Source organism: Nitrospinota bacterium (assembly GCA_016217735.1).
Lineage (GTDB): Bacteria > Nitrospinota_A > UBA7883 > JACRGQ01 > JACRGQ01 > JACRGQ01.
Genome location: JACRGQ010000042.1, coordinates 1 through 14,931, shown reverse-complemented (window position 1 = coordinate 14,931; position 14,931 = coordinate 1). Strand labels below are relative to the sequence as shown.

Below are 14,931 nucleotides of genomic sequence, written 5' to 3'. Positions count from 1 at the left end.
CCGCGGAAAGCGGCTTAAAGCTCTCCTTCAAGATGCTTAATTATACCCATTATCGCGGCGGTGTCATGGGTTTCTTTTAGCCGGGCGGCCAGCCGTTCGTCCAACGCCAGACGCGATATCCGCGCCATAATTTTAAGGTGCTCCCCCGCGCGCGCGGGGGGCGCCGCCAGCAGGAAAAAGATATGTACCGGCTTGCCGTCCAGCGCGCCGAACTCGATCCCCGCCGGGGAGAGCGCCAGTCCCGCCGTAAAAGGCCCATCCCACTTGATATGGGGAACGGCAACCCCATCGCCGATGGCGGTGGAAGCCTGCCGCTCGCGGGCGGTAAAAAGACCGTGTATCAATTCGGGGCCGCCGCCGATGGCGGCCAGCGCCCGCGCCGCTTCGCGCAACGCCCCGTCCTTTGTCGCGGCATTAAGCGACGGGATAACCGCGCGGGCATCCAGAATATCCGAAAACAAATACCGATCCATCGGCACCCCAAACAAAACCGGCGGCGGTTGCGTCAACCGCCGCCGGTTTGTGCGGAATTAAAGAATATTACTCTTCCACCGCGCCCATATCGGGGGCGATTTCCGTGCCGCGCACATGCGGATGGGCCTTGAGTTTTTCCTTGTATTTTTTGGCTTGCGCGGCGATTTTGTCCATCACCTTGTCGATAGAGGCATACATGTCCTCGGACTCCTCGACGCCGCGAAACTCCACGCCGCCGCCGGTCACCGTCACTTCAGCCCTCTGGCGGAATTTGTCCACCGAAAGGGTGATGTTGGCGCGGATGTTGAAGTCGATGAACTTGTTAAGAACGCCGGCCTTTTCCATCGCGTAGTCTTTCAGGGCGGGAGTAACCTCCACATGCTTGCCATGAATATGTATTTGCATCTCAAATCCCTCACTTTCCTTTGTTAGTTAATATATCTTTTTACGTTTGGATGCCGGAGGCACTTTAAGTTCCTTCCGGTATTTGGTCACCGTGCGGCGGGCAATTTTAACGTCCTGCATTTCCAGCATCTTCACGATTTGATCGTCCGTCGCCGGCTTCTTCGAATCCTCTTCCATCACGATTTTTTTGATCATCTCCTTCACGCGGACGGAAGAGACCATATTGCCCAAATAGCTGTCCACGCCGCTGTGGAAAAAATACTTCAGCTCAAAAATTCCCTGTGGCGTGTGAATGTACTTGTTGCGCGTAACGCGGCTGATGGTGGACTCGTGCATGCCGATATCCTCCGCGACATCCTTGAGCACCAACGGCTTAAGATGCGACATGCCGTGGTCCAAAAACCCGCGCTGGAATTTCACGATGCTCCGCCCCACTTTCAGCATGGTCTGGCGGCGCTGCTCGATGCTCTTGATAAGCCACTCCGCGGCGCGGAATTTGCTCTCCACAAACTCCTTGGCCGATTCCTGCACCTGCTCTTTCCCTTTCAGGATGGTGCGGTAGTAGGGGCTTATCTTCAGGCGCGGAACGCCGTCGTCGTTGAGCAGCACATGGTAGTCGTCGTTCATCTTGACGAGGTAGAGGTCCGGCTCCACATAGTGGGCCTTTTCGGGATTGATGGTGCGGCCCGGCGCCGGGTCGAGACAGCGGATGAACTCGATTGACTCCATCACGCGCTCCACGTCAACCCCCAGATCGCGGGCGATCTTGGCGTAGTTGCGTTCGGTCAGGTTGCCCAGATGCCCCGCGATGATTTCGCGGATGATCGGATCGTCCGGCTCCAGCGCTTCGGCCTGGAGCTGGAGGCATTCCTTCACGTCGGCGGCGCCCACGCCCGTCGGATCGAACCGCTTGATGATGGCCAGCACCTCCGCCACCTCTTCCAGCGTGGCGCCCGATTCCTCGGCGATCTCGGCCAATGGCGTCTTGAAAAAGCCGTCGTCGTCGATGTCGGCGACGATAAGCTGGCCGATTTCGTTTTGTTTCGGCTGGAGCACCGTGACGTTAAGCTGCCAGAGCAGGTGGTCGTAGAGCGATTCGCTCCCTTTGAGCGTGTTTTCCAGCGATGGCCGTTCCTGATACCCTTCGCCGGTTCCCCCATCATAGGCTTCTTCCTGAAGATAGGAATCCCAATCTATTTCATCGGTCCGGCTTTTCTCCGGGACGGCTTCCTTCATGACGGCGTCTTCCTGAAATTCGGTGCGGACCGGCTCCTCCGGGACTTCGCTCGCTTCGCGCGCCGCTTCGGCTTCCACCTCCTGGGTGTCGTCCTCGGCCGCCGCCTCTTCCAGAAACGGGTTTTCCTCCATCTCCTGCCGTATGGCGCTGATGAGCTCCATGCGCGTCATGGGAAGCATCTTGATCGCCTGCTGCAGCGCCGGCGTCATGATAAGGCGCTGCGAGAGCTTCATCTGCAGCTTCATATCCATGCCCATCAAGCCATTACCTCATTGAAAAATTTTTGCCCAGATAGAAGGTGCGCGCTTTTTCCGACGCGACGATCCAGTCCGGCGCACCGCTTTCGATAATGCGCCCCTCGTTGATGATATAGGCGCGGTCGACAATCTCCAGCGTTTCACGCACGTTATGGTCGGTGATCAGTATCCCGATCCCCTTTTCCCTCAGCTCTTTTATTATTCCCTGTATCTCAATCACCGCCAGCGGATCGATCCCCGCAAACGGTTCGTCCAGCAAAAAAAACGACGGCTTTATCGCCATTGTGCGGCTGATTTCCAACCGCCGCCGCTCGCCGCCGGAAAGGGCCGAGGCGGAACTTTCGGCCAAATGCCCGATTTTCAAGTCATCCAGCAGGCTTATGGCCCGCCGCTCCCGCTCATCCCGGGAAAGCGGCATCATCTCCAGCACCGCCATTATATTTTCCTTTACCGTCAATTTGCGGAAAATCGACGGCTCCTGCGCAAGATAGCCGATCCCCAGCCGCGACCGGCGGTACATCGGCATCAGCGTAATATCCGTGTCATCCACGCGAACCGTACCCCCTTCAGAGCGGGTGAGTCCGACGATCATGTAAAAAGTGGTTGTCTTGCCGGCGCCGTTCGGCCCCAGCAAACCGACCACTTCGCCCTCGCGGATTTCAACATCAACGCTGTCAACAACCCTGCGGCCCCGGTAGGTCTTTACCAAACCCGCAGCCTTTAAAATCCGCAAAGCTCCAACCTCCGGGCAGTGACAAAACTATAATGTAGCTTCAAGACATCGCACCATAACTATCTATTTTTTAGCGGCTTGGTATTGGAAAGCTCCACCGAGGCTTTCTGTCCACTACCTCCCTCGATCATTATACCCCCATTGTCATAGGAATATACGATCCTTTCCCCGCTGATTTTGTTTTCCTTTTCAAAGACAACCGGATTATCGGTAACAACCACTTTTTTATCTTCGTATGTCAGCTCCGCGCGTCCCCCTTCCAGGCGATGATCCCCTTTGGTCACCCGCACATTGCCGATGGCGATGATTTTGGTGAAACTCTCTTTTTTCTCATCGCCGTACACTTCCAGATGTTCCGCCTTGAGCACCATATTGCCGTGCTTGGCTTCCACGTTCCCCTCGAAAAGGATGCGGTTTGTTCCGCTTTCGGTGGTCATCCGGTCGGCGGTGATGATGGTTTTTAAATCCAGCGGTTCAGCGCCGCAAACCGCCGGCAGCAGGAGGAAGCAGAAAAACAGGACTTGGGAAACGGCTTTCATGCTTTATCCCTCCGTCCTAAAATGTCGCCTGAACCGCATCGAGAACCGCGAAGGTTTGCCGTTCCATATCGACCACCAGCCCCCGGCCGGTGATGACGGCCGTCCGGCTTTCCAGCCGCACCGCGTCGCCGGTGAATATCTGGCGCTTTTTCTGGCTCCAGTTGAGCGTTTGGGCATGCAGGGTGGCCGGCGGCGCCCCATTTGTTTTTACCGACACCCCGCCGCTGAATACGATGTCGCTGGTGGCGTTTTGCACCACGGCGGCGGGCGATGAAAGATCCAGCCCCATCAGCCCCCGTTTCGCGGCGGGGAGATAGCGCATATGCACCTCCGTCATTTCCCTTACATCATCCTTCATGCTGACCACGTCGGCCGTGATGTTCCACCGGTCTTCGCCGGCGGTTTTTTCGGACATCTTGAACGCCTTGATCCTGCCGCGCACGCCTTCGCCGCCAAGCCCATCGGACGCAATCCACGCATTGCCCGCGTTGACGGCGCCCGGATGGGACATGATGTGATACCCCCCCGCCACGATCACCCCGGCAATGGCGGTCAACAAGGCAAAACGGAGCGCGAACCGCAACCTGTCAAGCGCATGGTAAAACGTTCTGGTTATCATGCGGCGCGCTTACCTCGATGGTACGTTCGTTTTGTCCGGTTATTCCCATGGTCACATTAATTATTCTGCCGGGAAGAGAATAACAGAATGACTTGGGCCATTCAACGACGCTGATCCCCTTCCCCCAATAATCATCAAGCCCCAGGGCGGTGATGTCGCCGGCGTTTTCCACGCGGTAGAAATCAAAATGGTGGATCGGCGGAACCCCTTCGTATATGTTCAAAATGGTGTAGGTGGGGCTTTTCACCGGCGCGCCGCCCCCCGCCCCCCGCAGGCCGTCCACCAGCCCGCGGACAAAAGCGGTCTTGCCGGCCCCCAGTTCGCCGGAAAGGCAGAGCACGTCCCCCGCGCGGAGTCCGGCGGCCAGTTCCCGCGCGAAAGCCACGGTCTCTTCTTCGGATCGGGTGATCCGCCGCGCGGGAAACGGCGCCGGCGTCCCCGGTATTTCATGTGCCATGCCTGAATTATGCGGCAAAAGGCCTGAAACACACAACGCCCCCCCCGCCCCATATAAAATGCCTGTTGTGCCGCCATGCGGTTCTGGTAAATTCGTGGTCATGAAGATACTGGTGTTGGGGGCGGGCGCGGTGGGCGGCTATTTCGGCGGCAGACTGGCGCTGGCCGGGCACGAGGTTTTTTTCACCGCGCGCGGGGAGCATCTGAAAGCGCTGCGGGAACACGGCCTTTCGGTGCGGAGCTGCCAGGGCGATTTTACCGTTCATCCCGAATCGGCCGAACGTTTTGGGCCGATTGCCGGCCTCGGCCTCATCCTCCTCTGCGTAAAACACAAAGATACCGCCGCCCTCTTGCCGCAACTGAAGGAACAGGCGGGCGAAACCACCACCGTCATCAGCCTCCAGAACGGCGCCGGCAGCGAGCGGTTTTTCATCGATGCCGTGGGAGCCGAAAAGGTGGCCGGCGGCATCGCCCACATCGGCGCGGCGCTGGAGGGGCCGGGAAAGATCAGCCACACCGCGCGCGGCGTCATCACCATCGGCGAACTGGACGGCGCGCCAAGCGAACGGACCGCGGCGTTTAAAAAGCTGTTTGAAGAGGCCGGTATCACATGCAACCTCTCCGCCAACATCAAAAAAGACAAATGGGAAAAGCTGATGTGGAACGCCGGGTTCAACGGCCTCAGCGCCCTCACCCGCCTGCCGGTGCATCCGCTTCTCAACCACCCCCCCACGAGAGTCATCATTAAAAAGCTGATGGAGGAACTGGTGGCGGTCGCCCACGCCGCCGGAGTGCCGGTGAATGCGGCGCTGCCGGACAGGTATATCGAGAACACCCTCAAAGGGGGGGAAGTTTACCCCTCCACGCTGCAGGACGTGAAACAGGGAAAGAGCACCGAGATAGACATCATGAACGGAACGGTGGTGGAAGAAGGAAAGAAACACGGCGTCGCCACGCCGTATAATGAAGCGGTCTGGGCCGCCGTATCGGCAATCGACGCGGCGGGGGGAGGAGACCGGCGTTAGCGCTTTGCTTTTACCGGCTTCTTGCTTGGGGCTGCCTTGCGCACGCTTTTTCCAGCCGCCTTTTTCGTTTCTTTCTTGTCCTTATCCGCGTTTTGCCCCGGCTTTATCAGGCAGTTATCACACAAGTGATCCGCTTCGCGCCCGCACATAAGGCAGGAGAGAATATCGCCGTTCATGGTCAGTTTGCCGCCGCAGTGATTGCAGATCGTCACAACCTTGTTGTTTTCCATCATCACTTAATGTCCTTCCCGCTAAACAATCTGAAAAATAAACGCGCTTGACAAGCAGCACTCTTCCGGCCACGAGCCAAAACGTGGAGAAGGTTACCGTGGCATGCCCCAAAAGTCAATTCCATAATTGGATTATTACATCGTGGCTGGCAACCCGATGTTTTATTACATATCCCGCCCCTTGTTTGCAGCCCACGGAGAGTGAAAAACGGGCAATTTGAAGTTGACAAACATGACAGGCCACATTACCATTACCCCTTCATCCGGCTGGGGTTGTAGTACAGTTGGTTAGTACGTCTGCCTGTCACGCAGAAGGTCGCGGGTTCGAGTCCCGTCAACCCCGCCATTTTTATTCCCGCCATTCCCCCGCATTTGGTAGAGTGCCGATAATGGAAAAAATGCGTGAAAACCTGGCCAACCGGCTGGAAGAACGGTGGCAGCCGCCCCCCTGCACATCGCTCAGCGGGCTGCGGCGCTTTTTCGATCTGCAGGCCGGCACCGTGTGGAGCGACCTCGCCCCGTTTTTGACAAAAGCGGAAGGAACGCTGCTGGATGCCGGGTGCGGCGCGCAGCCCTACCGCCCGTTGCTGCCGCCGGATGTGCGTTACATCGGCATTGACCAGCGGGCGGCGGAGGCCGATTTCGGCTACAAGACGCCCGGCACCATCTACTACACCGGAGACCGCTGGCCGGTGGAGAGCGGCGTTGCCGATATCGTGCTCGCCACCGAAACGCTGGAACACCTGCGCGATCCGCGGCTCTTTCTGGCCGAAGCGTTCCGCTGCCTTAAAGGGGGCGGACGCCTCCTCCTCACGGTTCCCTTTGCGGCGCGGTGGCATTACATCCCGCATGATTATTTCCGCTACACGCCGTCCGGCCTGAAGATGCTGCTGGCGGAAAGCGGTTTCACCGGCGTGGAAATCTACGCGCGCGGCAACCCCGTTACCGTGGCAAGCTATAAATGCATGGCGCTGGCCCTGCCATTCCTCATTCCGCAGGGGGTTGGCCTGTTCAAGCGGCTCCTTTTGGCGTTGATAGGGGCGCTGATGCTGCCGTGGTTCCTCTTCTTCGCCATCCTCGGCAATATTTCGCTGGCATTCGGCGGCGGCGACGATTGCCTCGGCTACACGGCGCTGGCCCGCAAGCCGAAACCGTAACCTCCCCGCCCCCCCTTCCCGCCGACGTTGACAGGCGCGGCCCTGTCAAAATACAATTCTGCGTGGTGATATAACTTTTGAGGGAAAGACATACGCCACAATGATTGAACGGCTAAAGGTACTGGTGCTGAACAACACGTTCGAGCCGCTGCACTTTACCCCGGCGCGCCGCGCCGTGAGCATGCTGCTGGCCGAACGCGCCGAGCAGATCGAAAGCGACGGCGTCGTGCTCCGCTCCTTCAGCGGCCAAATGGCCTGCCCCACCGTCATCCGCCTCAAGCGCCATGTCCGCATCCCCAACTGGGGAATGGTCGCGTTCAGCAAAAAAAACATCCTCCGGCGCGACCGGCGCACCTGCCAGTACTGCGGCCAGACCGAAGAGGATATGACCATGGATCACATCGTCCCCCGCTCGCTCGGCGGCGGCATCAGTTGGCTGAACGTGGTGGCTGCCTGCAAAAAGTGCAACCTGAAAAAAGGAAACCGCCTGATCGGCGACACCGGCATGCGGCTTATCCGGAAACCGTATGTGCCAAAGTTCATCACGTTTTCGAACCATCCCCCCACCGTGCCTGAAAGCTTCATCAAAAGCTGGCAGAAATATCTCGCCGCCTACGTTAAAGACGCCATCTAAAAAAAACGCCGCCCAACCACCCTCCCCTGAGGTGGCTGCTCAAACCATCCTTCGGCTATCAACCGAGGCCATACGAACCTTATTTTACGGTTCAAGACGAAAGCCGGAGCAGGCCACAAATTAATGGTGGATCTGGGGGGGATGGCCACTGTTCGCGGCAACATCACGTTGCCGCTCCATCGGCCCCGATTCGCTTACTTTCCGTGCCTCCATGCACGGAAACGCTCCCTTGCCGGTCGCGTAAGCAAGCTCACTTTCGATCCCCCCCCATTGATTGGGGGTAAAGCGAAGTCGTTGGATTTAGCATGAACAATGGTAAAAATATGGTGGAGCTGGGGGGAATCGAACCCCCGGCCTCTTGAATGCCATTCAAGCGCGCTCCCAACTGCGCTACAGCCCCAACCAGCGATTTTCGCTTCTCACGAAACGAAGCTACAGAGTAACGATACACGTTTGTCTTGTCAAACATTTTTCTTCGTCCATGCCGGAGAAGTTTTGCGGAAGAACCCTTGGGTGGTGCGGCGCGTGGCGAAAAACTTGCTTTGTCTGCGGAAAAAATTGGAACGAACGGCCAATCGCCCCTGAATTTTCACAATGCCTGAATTGGTCGGGATGGCCGGATTCGAACCGGCGACCCCCTGCTCCCAAAGCAGGTGCGCTAGCCAGCTGCGCTACATCCCGTATCCGTGGCAGGCATTACAATAACGCATAACGGCGGTTACGGCAAAATTCTAATTACGTTTGAGCCGCCGCACTTCCTTTATCAGTCCGTAGAAAAGGTTTTGTTCGCGCGCGTCGAGATTGGCCCGGTCGAAGATGTCCTTCAGCTTTTCCGGCACGGACGGCGCGCCCATGCCCAGTTCGGCAAAGAGGGCGAACAGTTCCTGGTAAAATCTGTCCCGTTCCGCGATGGGGAGGTTGATTATTGGAGCGGCGGTTTCGCGGCCCGGCTGGCCGTCCATGCAAAGGCGCACTTCAAGGCAGACCATCGCCACCGCCTGCGCGAGGTTGATGGAGGGGAAGCCGGGATTGGACGGTATGGCGAGCACTTTGCCGCACCGGTCAAGGTCTTCGCGCGTGAGCCCGAATTTTTCCGATCCGAAAACCACCGCCACCCGGTTGCCGCGCGCGAGGGCGGCGATTTCCCGCGCGGCGGCGGCAATGTCGAGCGACTCCCCCCGCTTCATCCGGTGGCTGGCGGCGAAGGCGATATGATAACCGCCGACCGCTTCGGGGAAAGCGGGGCTGATTGCGGCGTTTTCCAGAATATCCTCCGCTCCCCGGATCATCCGTATGGCGGCGAGGTGACCGTATTCGGTCGGGTTCACCAAATGCAGGTTGGAAAAGCCGAGATTTTTCATCACGCGGCAGACCGCGCCGATGTTGGCCGCGTGGCGGGTGCGGTCCAGGACGATTCCCACGTTGGCGAGCGCGGCGGGAAGTGTTACTTCGAGCCTTTGCTGTCCCACAGGCCCTTCATTTTGCTGACCAGGGAGGCGGTGGGAGAGGTGGAGGTGAACATTTCCGGAACCGGCTTGTCGAGAACATTCAGCAGCACAAGCCGGTACGAGCAGATGGTGACCAGCGTTTTTTCGTGCAGAATGACCGGTTCCGCTTTCGGAATGATTTGGCCGTCCACCAGCGTGCCGTTGTTGGATCCCATATCCTCGATGAATACCTGGCCGTTCTCCTCCCATATCTTGGCGTGGCGGCGGCTTACGAGGTTGTCGCTCAGGCGTATCTGGGCCTCTTCGTGGCGGCCGATAACCTTTTCTTCGCCGGAAACCTGGAATTCATGGAACTCCTTGTCCGGCCCGAGGGCCACGAGCTTGAATTTTTTTGTCATCGCTCCCATGACCATCGTTGCGGCGGCCTCGTCTCCGTCCGGCGAAACCGCTCCCTTATGGCCGCCGGTGGGCGCCACAAAGGTGATGCGGATTTCCCCCAGCGAGATTTCATCGCCGAAGGCCAGTTCCTTTTTCGTCACTTGCCCGCCGTTGATGGTGGTGCCGATGCGGCTGCCGAGGTCTTCGATAAAATACTTTCCGTTTTCCAGCGTTATTTTGGCATGGTGGCGGGAAATATAGCTTTCGTCCAGCACCACATCGCTGTCCGGCGCGCGGCCAATAACCGTTTCGGGCTGGTTGAGGTGAACGATCCGTTTGCCGCGGTCGGCCTCTTCGATCACGATGCTCGGTCCGATGGCGCCGGTTTCCGCAGCCACCTCTTTCGAGCTTTTTTGGAATTTGAACATCTGGCTCTGGGTGAGTATGGAACTGGTGGACGCCGCTTTTTTCTTCTCTTCCACAGTGAACGCTTTAGGGGCTTTTTTGTCTTCCGCGATCTCTTCCGGAATCCAGAACGCCTTAAAAATCCTGAACGGCTCCTTTTTACCCTTGAGCGAAGTAAGTTTCTGGAAAGAGCAGTAAATCTCGTCTTTGTCCGCCAGCGCGTTGTAGGTATCCTCCGAAAGGTACACTTCGCCGGGGTTGCCCTGCGTTTCTATGCGGGAAGCCACATTCACCACATCGCCGTAAATATCCTTTTTTTCCACAAGCCCCTGCCCGATGTGTATCCCGATGCGCACCTGGATCGGCACTTTGGGGTTTTTGGCTTTGTTAAACTCGGCGACGCTTTTTTGGATTTGAATGCCGCAGCGGACGGCGTCCTGCGGCGCGTCGAACCAGGAGAGTGTGCCGTCCCCCATTGTTTTCACCAGATGGCCGTGTTGCTGCTCGATTATCGGGAAGACGATTTTGTTATGCTGTTCGATCAAGAAACGCGCCGCGAAGTTGCCCTCGGTTTCCGCGAGGGCGGTGGAACCCTTCATGTCGGTGAACATCACCGTTATGTTCTTCGTGTATTTGTTGCGTAAAAGCTCGTCCAGCCGTTCGCGCTCTTCCAGAAGACGGCCAAGATCGCCGGACATCGACGCGGTGGGGTCGGTCTCCATATCCCCGTCGCCGGGTTTCTTAGGTTCTTCGCTCATGCCATTCCATATACATTAGCCATCAACCAAGAATTATATAAATAAACAGGCGTTATCTGTGAGTGTTTTTTTGGGGGGACTCCGCTTTATCCCGGATTCCAATTTTACTTCGGCAGGGTAGGCAATTTTGCCTGCCATTGCCACAATGTGCCAAACATGCCGGCCCAGTGCCGCGGCACGGGGTGACCCGGGAATGGCGGAATAAATATGCGGCGGCAAAGCCTGCGGAAGGAGGAACGGAGATACCCCGCAAGGGTACGGCACCCAGACATACTAACGAGTTCCTTGGTAAGTGTTGGCATCAAATAGCTTTTCTGGGGCGAAAAAATCGGGGTAGAATATTGAAATAATGAGCGACACTGGCAACCTGCCGCAATTCGTTCCCGTAACGATTGATAAAAGCCACATCACAACCATAGGGGAAAGGCTGTACGCGGAAAGTATCGAATTTGTCCGTGAACTGGCCAACAACGCCTATGATGCCGATGCGACTTTGGTCAACGTAATTACCGGCGATGATTCCATTGAGGTAAGGGACAACGGAAGCGGAATGGACATGAACGGTCTAACGCAGTATTTCAACATTGGTTCGCAGAACAAATTAAATTCCCCAAAATCTCCCATACACGGGAGGGACAGGATAGGAATGTTCGGAATCGGAAAGTTCGCAAGCCTTTCCGTCTGCAAACGTTTCGAGGTTCTCACTAAAAAGGACGATTTTGTCGCTAGGGTCGTATTTGACAAGGAAATTTGGGAAAGCGGCAAAAACGAGTGGAAACTCCCCCTTGAGATACTTCCCCCGGATTTCAGAAAGGAAAACGGCACCACCGTAATCCTGTCCGGAATGGAAAAAAGGTTCGACCCGAAAGACATAGAGGGGAAAATTGTCGAGGGAACTCCGATTAAAGCCCCGCATTTCCGTGTCAAAATAAACAATAACACCGTGACGCCCAAGAGCTTGTCGGGACATAAAATTCCCGTCCTCGAAGGAACCTCCTTTGGAATCATTACCGGAGAAATAATAATAGTCGCGGAAACGGCGATCCTTTCGACCGAACCTGGAATAGAGGTCAAGGTCAAGCAGGTTACGGTCAAGAGAGAGCTTTTCGGGATGGAAACGTGGGGAAAGGTTTTTGTCAGGGTCAGGGGCGAAGTCAACGCCGATTTCCTTCCCATTACGAGCGATAGAACGGGTTTTTTAAAAGACTCCGACGAATACAAAGAATTCAACCGCGCCATGCTTGTGGTCATGGAGGGGATAAAAACCTATATACACAAGTTGACCACAAAAACCGAGGGTCGAAAGATCAGCAGGGTGCTGAAGGATGCCTTACAAAGGATTTACAAGGCTCTTGCGGCAAACCCGGACCTGTCGCCATTTGGCGCGTTCCCCGTCGGGGAGCGGACGAAAGGATCCGGCACCCCGGCCATAACCCCCGAAACGAACGGGGGCGTTTCCACACAAGACGTAACTCCCGCGGAACAACAAAAGGAACCCCCCAAGAAAAGAAAAAAGAAACCAAAGGTGAAAAGCCTTACCCCAAACGCCATCATAAAAAAAATAAAGTTTGGGGATACCGGCGTTTCTTGCGTTGTTGACAGCTTCGGGGAGAACGGCCCCGAAGTTTTTACCGAGGACACGACAATTTATTTGAACCGCGACCATCCACTTTACAAGAGAGAGTCCTCAAGGGCGGATACCCATACGTTGAACCTTGCCCGGCTAATCACTCAAGAGATCGCCCTTATGAAAGATCCCAAGAACCCCAGGCAGGCATTTGACAGGCAGAGTAAACTGCTCCGCGATGCGTTTATCGAGGGTGTTTAAAAAACGACGGCCGCAAGACCGTTGCACATTAACTGGCTGGTTTTCAGGTGATCATTGGTGGCTGGTTTTGGGGTGATCGGTGAAAATATTAACCAGATGCTGGAAAAGGCGTCCTTATACATCCACATCCCGTTTTGCCGCTCCAAGTGCGTTTATTGCGATTTTGCTTCGTTTGCCGGAATTGAGCGCCTGATGGAGCCGTATACGGCTGCTTTGGAGCGGGAAATGGACGCCGCCCCGCGGTTGGCGGCGCCGACGGTCTATATAGGGGGCGGAACGCCATCCTACCTTTCCGCGCAGCTTATGGAAAGGGTACTGAGGGGGATAGCGGGACACTTTAGCATTGAGGAGGGGGCCGAATTTACCGTTGAGGCAAATCCCGGGGCGGCTTCGGAAGGACTTTTTGAACTGTGGCGCCGGAACGGGGTAAACCGATTGAGCATTGGCGTGCAAAGCTTCAGCGGCCACCTGCTAAAAATCATTGGACGAAGCCATACCTCCGCCGCCGCGCGGGAGACCTTTGCCACGGCGCGGGCCGCGGGGTTTGATAACGTCTCGCTCGACCTCATGTACGGCCTTCCGGGGCAGACAATGGCCGGCTTGAAAGATGATTTGCGGACGTTGCTTGATCTGCGGCCGGAACATATTTCCGCCTACCAACTGATTTTGGAGGAGGGAACCCCGCTGGAAAAAATGGTGTGCGATGGAACGGCGGGATTGCCGGATGATGACGAAACATACGAAATGAGTGAAGCCATAACCGCCGCGCTGGAAGAGGCCGGGTACCGTCACTATGAGATATCAAACTACGCCCTGCCCGGACGCGAATGCCGCCACAATACCGCTTACTGGCTGGGAAAACCGTTTTTGGGATTGGGGAGCGGGGCGCATTCTTTCATCAACGGCAAACGGCTGGCAAACCCGGACGAGGTGGAAGAATATATGCATCTTATCGAAAGCAAAGGATATGCTTTTAAGGAGATATTTACAGATGAAAAGGCGCGCATAATCGATTACTTGCTTATGCGTTTGCGATTAATAAACAATGATGTAACATTTAAAGAGTTAAGTAACGCATTAAATATGAATTTCAAGGAGCGCTTTGAAAAGCCTCTCGCCAAGCTTCGAGAAGAAAAGTATATAACAGTTACCGATTCATCGTTAAAGCTAAGTAAAAAAGGGATACACTATTTGGATAACGTCCTCCTTGAATTCTCAAAGGTGTGATAATATGCACACAAATGGAGGAAAAATAAGCTCATGGCTGACAATCGTATAAAAATATTCAAGGATATATCCGAGATTGTTACGGCAACGATCGATTTGGATAATCTGTTGGACGTTATTATCGTTACAGCCACAAAAATAATGAACGCAAAGGCGAGTTCATTGCTCCTGAAGGATGATAAGAGCGGCAAGCTTTTTTTCCATATCGTCACGGGCGATAAAAAGGAAGAAGTAAAGCTGTACGAACTGGACAAGGGGGAAGGGATCGCCGGTTGGGTGGCGGAGAACGGCAAGCCGTTGCTGGTGACCGATGTGAAGGAGGACCCCCGCTGGAATAACAAGATATCTTCCGCCATCGGATTCGATACCAACTCCATCGCGTGCGCTCCGCTGAAGGTGGGAGAGAAGATTTTAGGGGTGATCGAGATCATCGACCGCGCCAACGGCGAGGTGTTGGGCCAGGAAGACCTGGAAATGCTGATTGCGTTCAGCGAAGTGGCCGCGGCGGCCATCCTGAAAGCGCAGGTGTATACCAACGTCAATCAGGAGAATAAGAGGCTCAAGGAAGAGCTAGGTGAAAAATTCACCATTATCGGGGAAAGCCTGGCGTTGAAAAAGGTGGTCGGCGATGCCAGCAAAGTGGCGCACTCATCCGCCACGGTGCTGATCACCGGCGAAAGCGGCACCGGCAAAGAGCTGATCGCCCGTTTCATCCATAACACCAGCCCCCGCAAAAGTTCCCCTTACGTCGCCGTTAACTGCGGCGCGTTGACCGAGACGCTGCTGGAATCGGAGCTTTTCGGGTACGAAAAAGGCTCCTTCACCGGCGCGGACAGCCAAAAAGCCGGCCTGTTCGAGGCGGCGCACGGCGGCACCATCTTCCTTGATGAAATCGGCGAGACAACGCCGGGCATGCAGGTGAAGCTTCTGCGGGTGTTGCAGGAAGGGGCGTTCAACCGCGTCGGCGGCATTCATCCGATAAAGGTGGATGTGCGCGTGGTGGCGGCCACCAACAAGGATTTGGAAAAACTGGTCGAGGAAAAAAAGTTCCGCGAAGACCTTTTTTACCGCCTCAACGTGGTGCGGATAAAGATGCCATCGCTGGCCGAACGCAAGGAGGA

16 protein-coding genes and 3 tRNA genes are annotated in these 14,931 nt (G+C 56.0%); 7 read left to right on the top strand and 12 right to left on the bottom strand.

Annotated features, from left to right (window positions below):
- Window positions 1-14: 14 nt before the first annotated feature.
- The 7 genes from HZA03_06710 to tsaE form a co-directional block, all read right to left on the bottom strand.
- The gene (locus HZA03_06710; GenBank protein ID MBI5637639.1) at window positions 15-473 is read right to left on the bottom strand and encodes a PTS sugar transporter subunit IIA; all 459 of its coding nucleotides are present in this window, start codon (window positions 471-473) and stop codon (window positions 15-17) included.
- A gap of 67 nt (window positions 474-540) precedes the next feature.
- A complete protein-coding gene (raiA, locus tag HZA03_06705) occupies window positions 541-879 on the bottom strand; it encodes a ribosome-associated translation inhibitor RaiA (GenBank protein MBI5637638.1) in 339 nt (112 codons plus the stop codon).
- 27 nt (window positions 880-906) lie between these two features.
- Window positions 907-2,373 carry an RNA polymerase factor sigma-54 gene (gene rpoN, locus HZA03_06700; GenBank protein ID MBI5637637.1) on the bottom strand — a complete coding sequence of 489 codons (1,467 nt, stop codon included), beginning with the start codon at window positions 2,371-2,373 and terminating at the stop codon, window positions 907-909.
- Between the two features lie 7 nt (window positions 2,374-2,380).
- A complete protein-coding gene (gene lptB / locus HZA03_06695; protein MBI5637636.1) occupies window positions 2,381-3,106 on the bottom strand; it encodes an LPS export ABC transporter ATP-binding protein in 726 nt (241 codons plus the stop codon).
- A 59-nt stretch (window positions 3,107-3,165) separates the two neighbouring features.
- Window positions 3,166-3,645, bottom strand: coding sequence for a hypothetical protein (locus tag HZA03_06690; protein ID MBI5637635.1), 480 nt, complete (start codon window positions 3,643-3,645; stop codon window positions 3,166-3,168).
- Between the two features lie 16 nt (window positions 3,646-3,661).
- Window positions 3,662-4,264: an LPS export ABC transporter periplasmic protein LptC gene (lptC, locus tag HZA03_06685; GenBank protein MBI5637634.1), complete on the bottom strand. Its 603-nt coding sequence runs from the start codon at window positions 4,262-4,264 to the stop codon at window positions 3,662-3,664.
- Entirely contained in the window at window positions 4,233-4,721 is a 489-nt protein-coding gene (gene tsaE, locus HZA03_06680; protein ID MBI5637633.1) for a tRNA (adenosine(37)-N6)-threonylcarbamoyltransferase complex ATPase subunit type 1 TsaE, read from the bottom strand. The genes lptC and tsaE overlap by 32 nt, the downstream gene beginning before the upstream one ends.
- A 100-nt stretch (window positions 4,722-4,821) precedes the next feature.
- Here tsaE and HZA03_06675 point away from each other — a divergent pair, with 100 nt between their 5' ends.
- Window positions 4,822-5,745 (top strand): 2-dehydropantoate 2-reductase, encoded by a 924-nt coding sequence (locus HZA03_06675; GenBank protein ID MBI5637632.1) that lies wholly within the window; start codon window positions 4,822-4,824, stop codon window positions 5,743-5,745.
- Here HZA03_06675 and HZA03_06670 read toward each other — a convergent pair.
- Window positions 5,742-5,981: a hypothetical protein gene (locus tag HZA03_06670; protein MBI5637631.1), complete on the bottom strand. Its 240-nt coding sequence runs from the start codon at window positions 5,979-5,981 to the stop codon at window positions 5,742-5,744. The genes HZA03_06675 and HZA03_06670 overlap by 4 nt on opposite strands.
- 263 nt (window positions 5,982-6,244) lie before the next feature.
- Between HZA03_06670 and HZA03_06665 the strand changes: the two genes are divergently transcribed.
- From HZA03_06665 to HZA03_06655, 3 genes are all read left to right on the top strand, one after another.
- Window positions 6,245-6,321 (top strand) — tRNA-Asp (locus tag HZA03_06665).
- 52 nt (window positions 6,322-6,373) lie between these two features.
- Window positions 6,374-7,132, top strand: a complete 759-nt coding sequence (locus tag HZA03_06660) for a class I SAM-dependent methyltransferase (GenBank protein ID MBI5637630.1) — start codon at window positions 6,374-6,376, stop codon at window positions 7,130-7,132.
- Window positions 7,133-7,232: 100 nt separating this feature from the next.
- The gene (locus HZA03_06655) at window positions 7,233-7,766 is read left to right on the top strand and encodes an HNH endonuclease (GenBank protein MBI5637629.1); all 534 of its coding nucleotides are present in this window, start codon (window positions 7,233-7,235) and stop codon (window positions 7,764-7,766) included.
- 324 nt (window positions 7,767-8,090) lie between these two features.
- On the opposite strand, the gene HZA03_06650 is transcribed toward HZA03_06655, so the two are convergent.
- The 4 genes from HZA03_06650 to HZA03_06635 form a co-directional block, all read right to left on the bottom strand.
- A tRNA-Ala gene (locus HZA03_06650) sits at window positions 8,091-8,166 on the bottom strand.
- 204 nt (window positions 8,167-8,370) lie between these two features.
- Window positions 8,371-8,447, bottom strand: a tRNA-Pro gene (locus HZA03_06645).
- A 50-nt stretch (window positions 8,448-8,497) separates the two neighbouring features.
- The gene (locus HZA03_06640) at window positions 8,498-9,235 is read right to left on the bottom strand and encodes a hypothetical protein (protein MBI5637628.1); all 738 of its coding nucleotides are present in this window, start codon (window positions 9,233-9,235) and stop codon (window positions 8,498-8,500) included.
- Window positions 9,211-10,755, bottom strand: coding sequence for an FHA domain-containing protein (locus tag HZA03_06635; GenBank protein ID MBI5637627.1), 1,545 nt, complete (start codon window positions 10,753-10,755; stop codon window positions 9,211-9,213). The genes HZA03_06640 and HZA03_06635 overlap by 25 nt, the downstream gene beginning before the upstream one ends.
- A gap of 349 nt (window positions 10,756-11,104) precedes the next feature.
- On the opposite strand from HZA03_06635, the gene HZA03_06630 reads away from it, so the two are divergent.
- The 3 genes from HZA03_06630 to HZA03_06620 all read left to right on the top strand — a co-directional run.
- Window positions 11,105-12,583, top strand: coding sequence for an ATP-binding protein (locus tag HZA03_06630; GenBank protein MBI5637626.1), 1,479 nt, complete (start codon window positions 11,105-11,107; stop codon window positions 12,581-12,583).
- 57 nt (window positions 12,584-12,640) lie between these two features.
- Window positions 12,641-13,810: a radical SAM family heme chaperone HemW gene (hemW, locus tag HZA03_06625; GenBank protein MBI5637625.1), complete on the top strand. Its 1,170-nt coding sequence runs from the start codon at window positions 12,641-12,643 to the stop codon at window positions 13,808-13,810.
- A 33-nt stretch (window positions 13,811-13,843) separates the two neighbouring features.
- The coding region (locus HZA03_06620; GenBank protein MBI5637624.1) for a sigma 54-interacting transcriptional regulator at window positions 13,844-14,931 on the top strand (1,088 nt) is incomplete at its 3' end.

Coding starts and splice junctions, on each gene's coding strand:
- HZA03_06710 (MBI5637639.1), bottom strand. CDS start 473: ATGGATCGGTATTTGTTTTCGGATATTCTGGATGCCCGCGCGGTTATC.
- raiA (MBI5637638.1), bottom strand. CDS start 879: ATGCAAATACATATTCATGGCAAGCATGTGGAGGTTACTCCCGCCCTG.
- rpoN (MBI5637637.1), bottom strand. CDS start 2,373: ATGGGCATGGATATGAAGCTGCAGATGAAGCTCTCGCAGCGCCTTATC.
- HZA03_06690 (MBI5637635.1), bottom strand. CDS start 3,645: ATGAAAGCCGTTTCCCAAGTCCTGTTTTTCTGCTTCCTCCTGCTGCCG.
- lptC (MBI5637634.1), bottom strand. CDS start 4,264: ATGATAACCAGAACGTTTTACCATGCGCTTGACAGGTTGCGGTTCGCG.
- tsaE (MBI5637633.1), bottom strand. CDS start 4,721: ATGGCACATGAAATACCGGGGACGCCGGCGCCGTTTCCCGCGCGGCGG.
- HZA03_06675 (MBI5637632.1), top strand. CDS start 4,822: ATGAAGATACTGGTGTTGGGGGCGGGCGCGGTGGGCGGCTATTTCGGC.
- HZA03_06660 (MBI5637630.1), top strand. CDS start 6,374: ATGCGTGAAAACCTGGCCAACCGGCTGGAAGAACGGTGGCAGCCGCCC.
- HZA03_06655 (MBI5637629.1), top strand. CDS start 7,233: ATGATTGAACGGCTAAAGGTACTGGTGCTGAACAACACGTTCGAGCCG.
- HZA03_06635 (MBI5637627.1), bottom strand. CDS start 10,755: ATGAGCGAAGAACCTAAGAAACCCGGCGACGGGGATATGGAGACCGAC.
- HZA03_06630 (MBI5637626.1), top strand. CDS start 11,105: ATGAGCGACACTGGCAACCTGCCGCAATTCGTTCCCGTAACGATTGAT.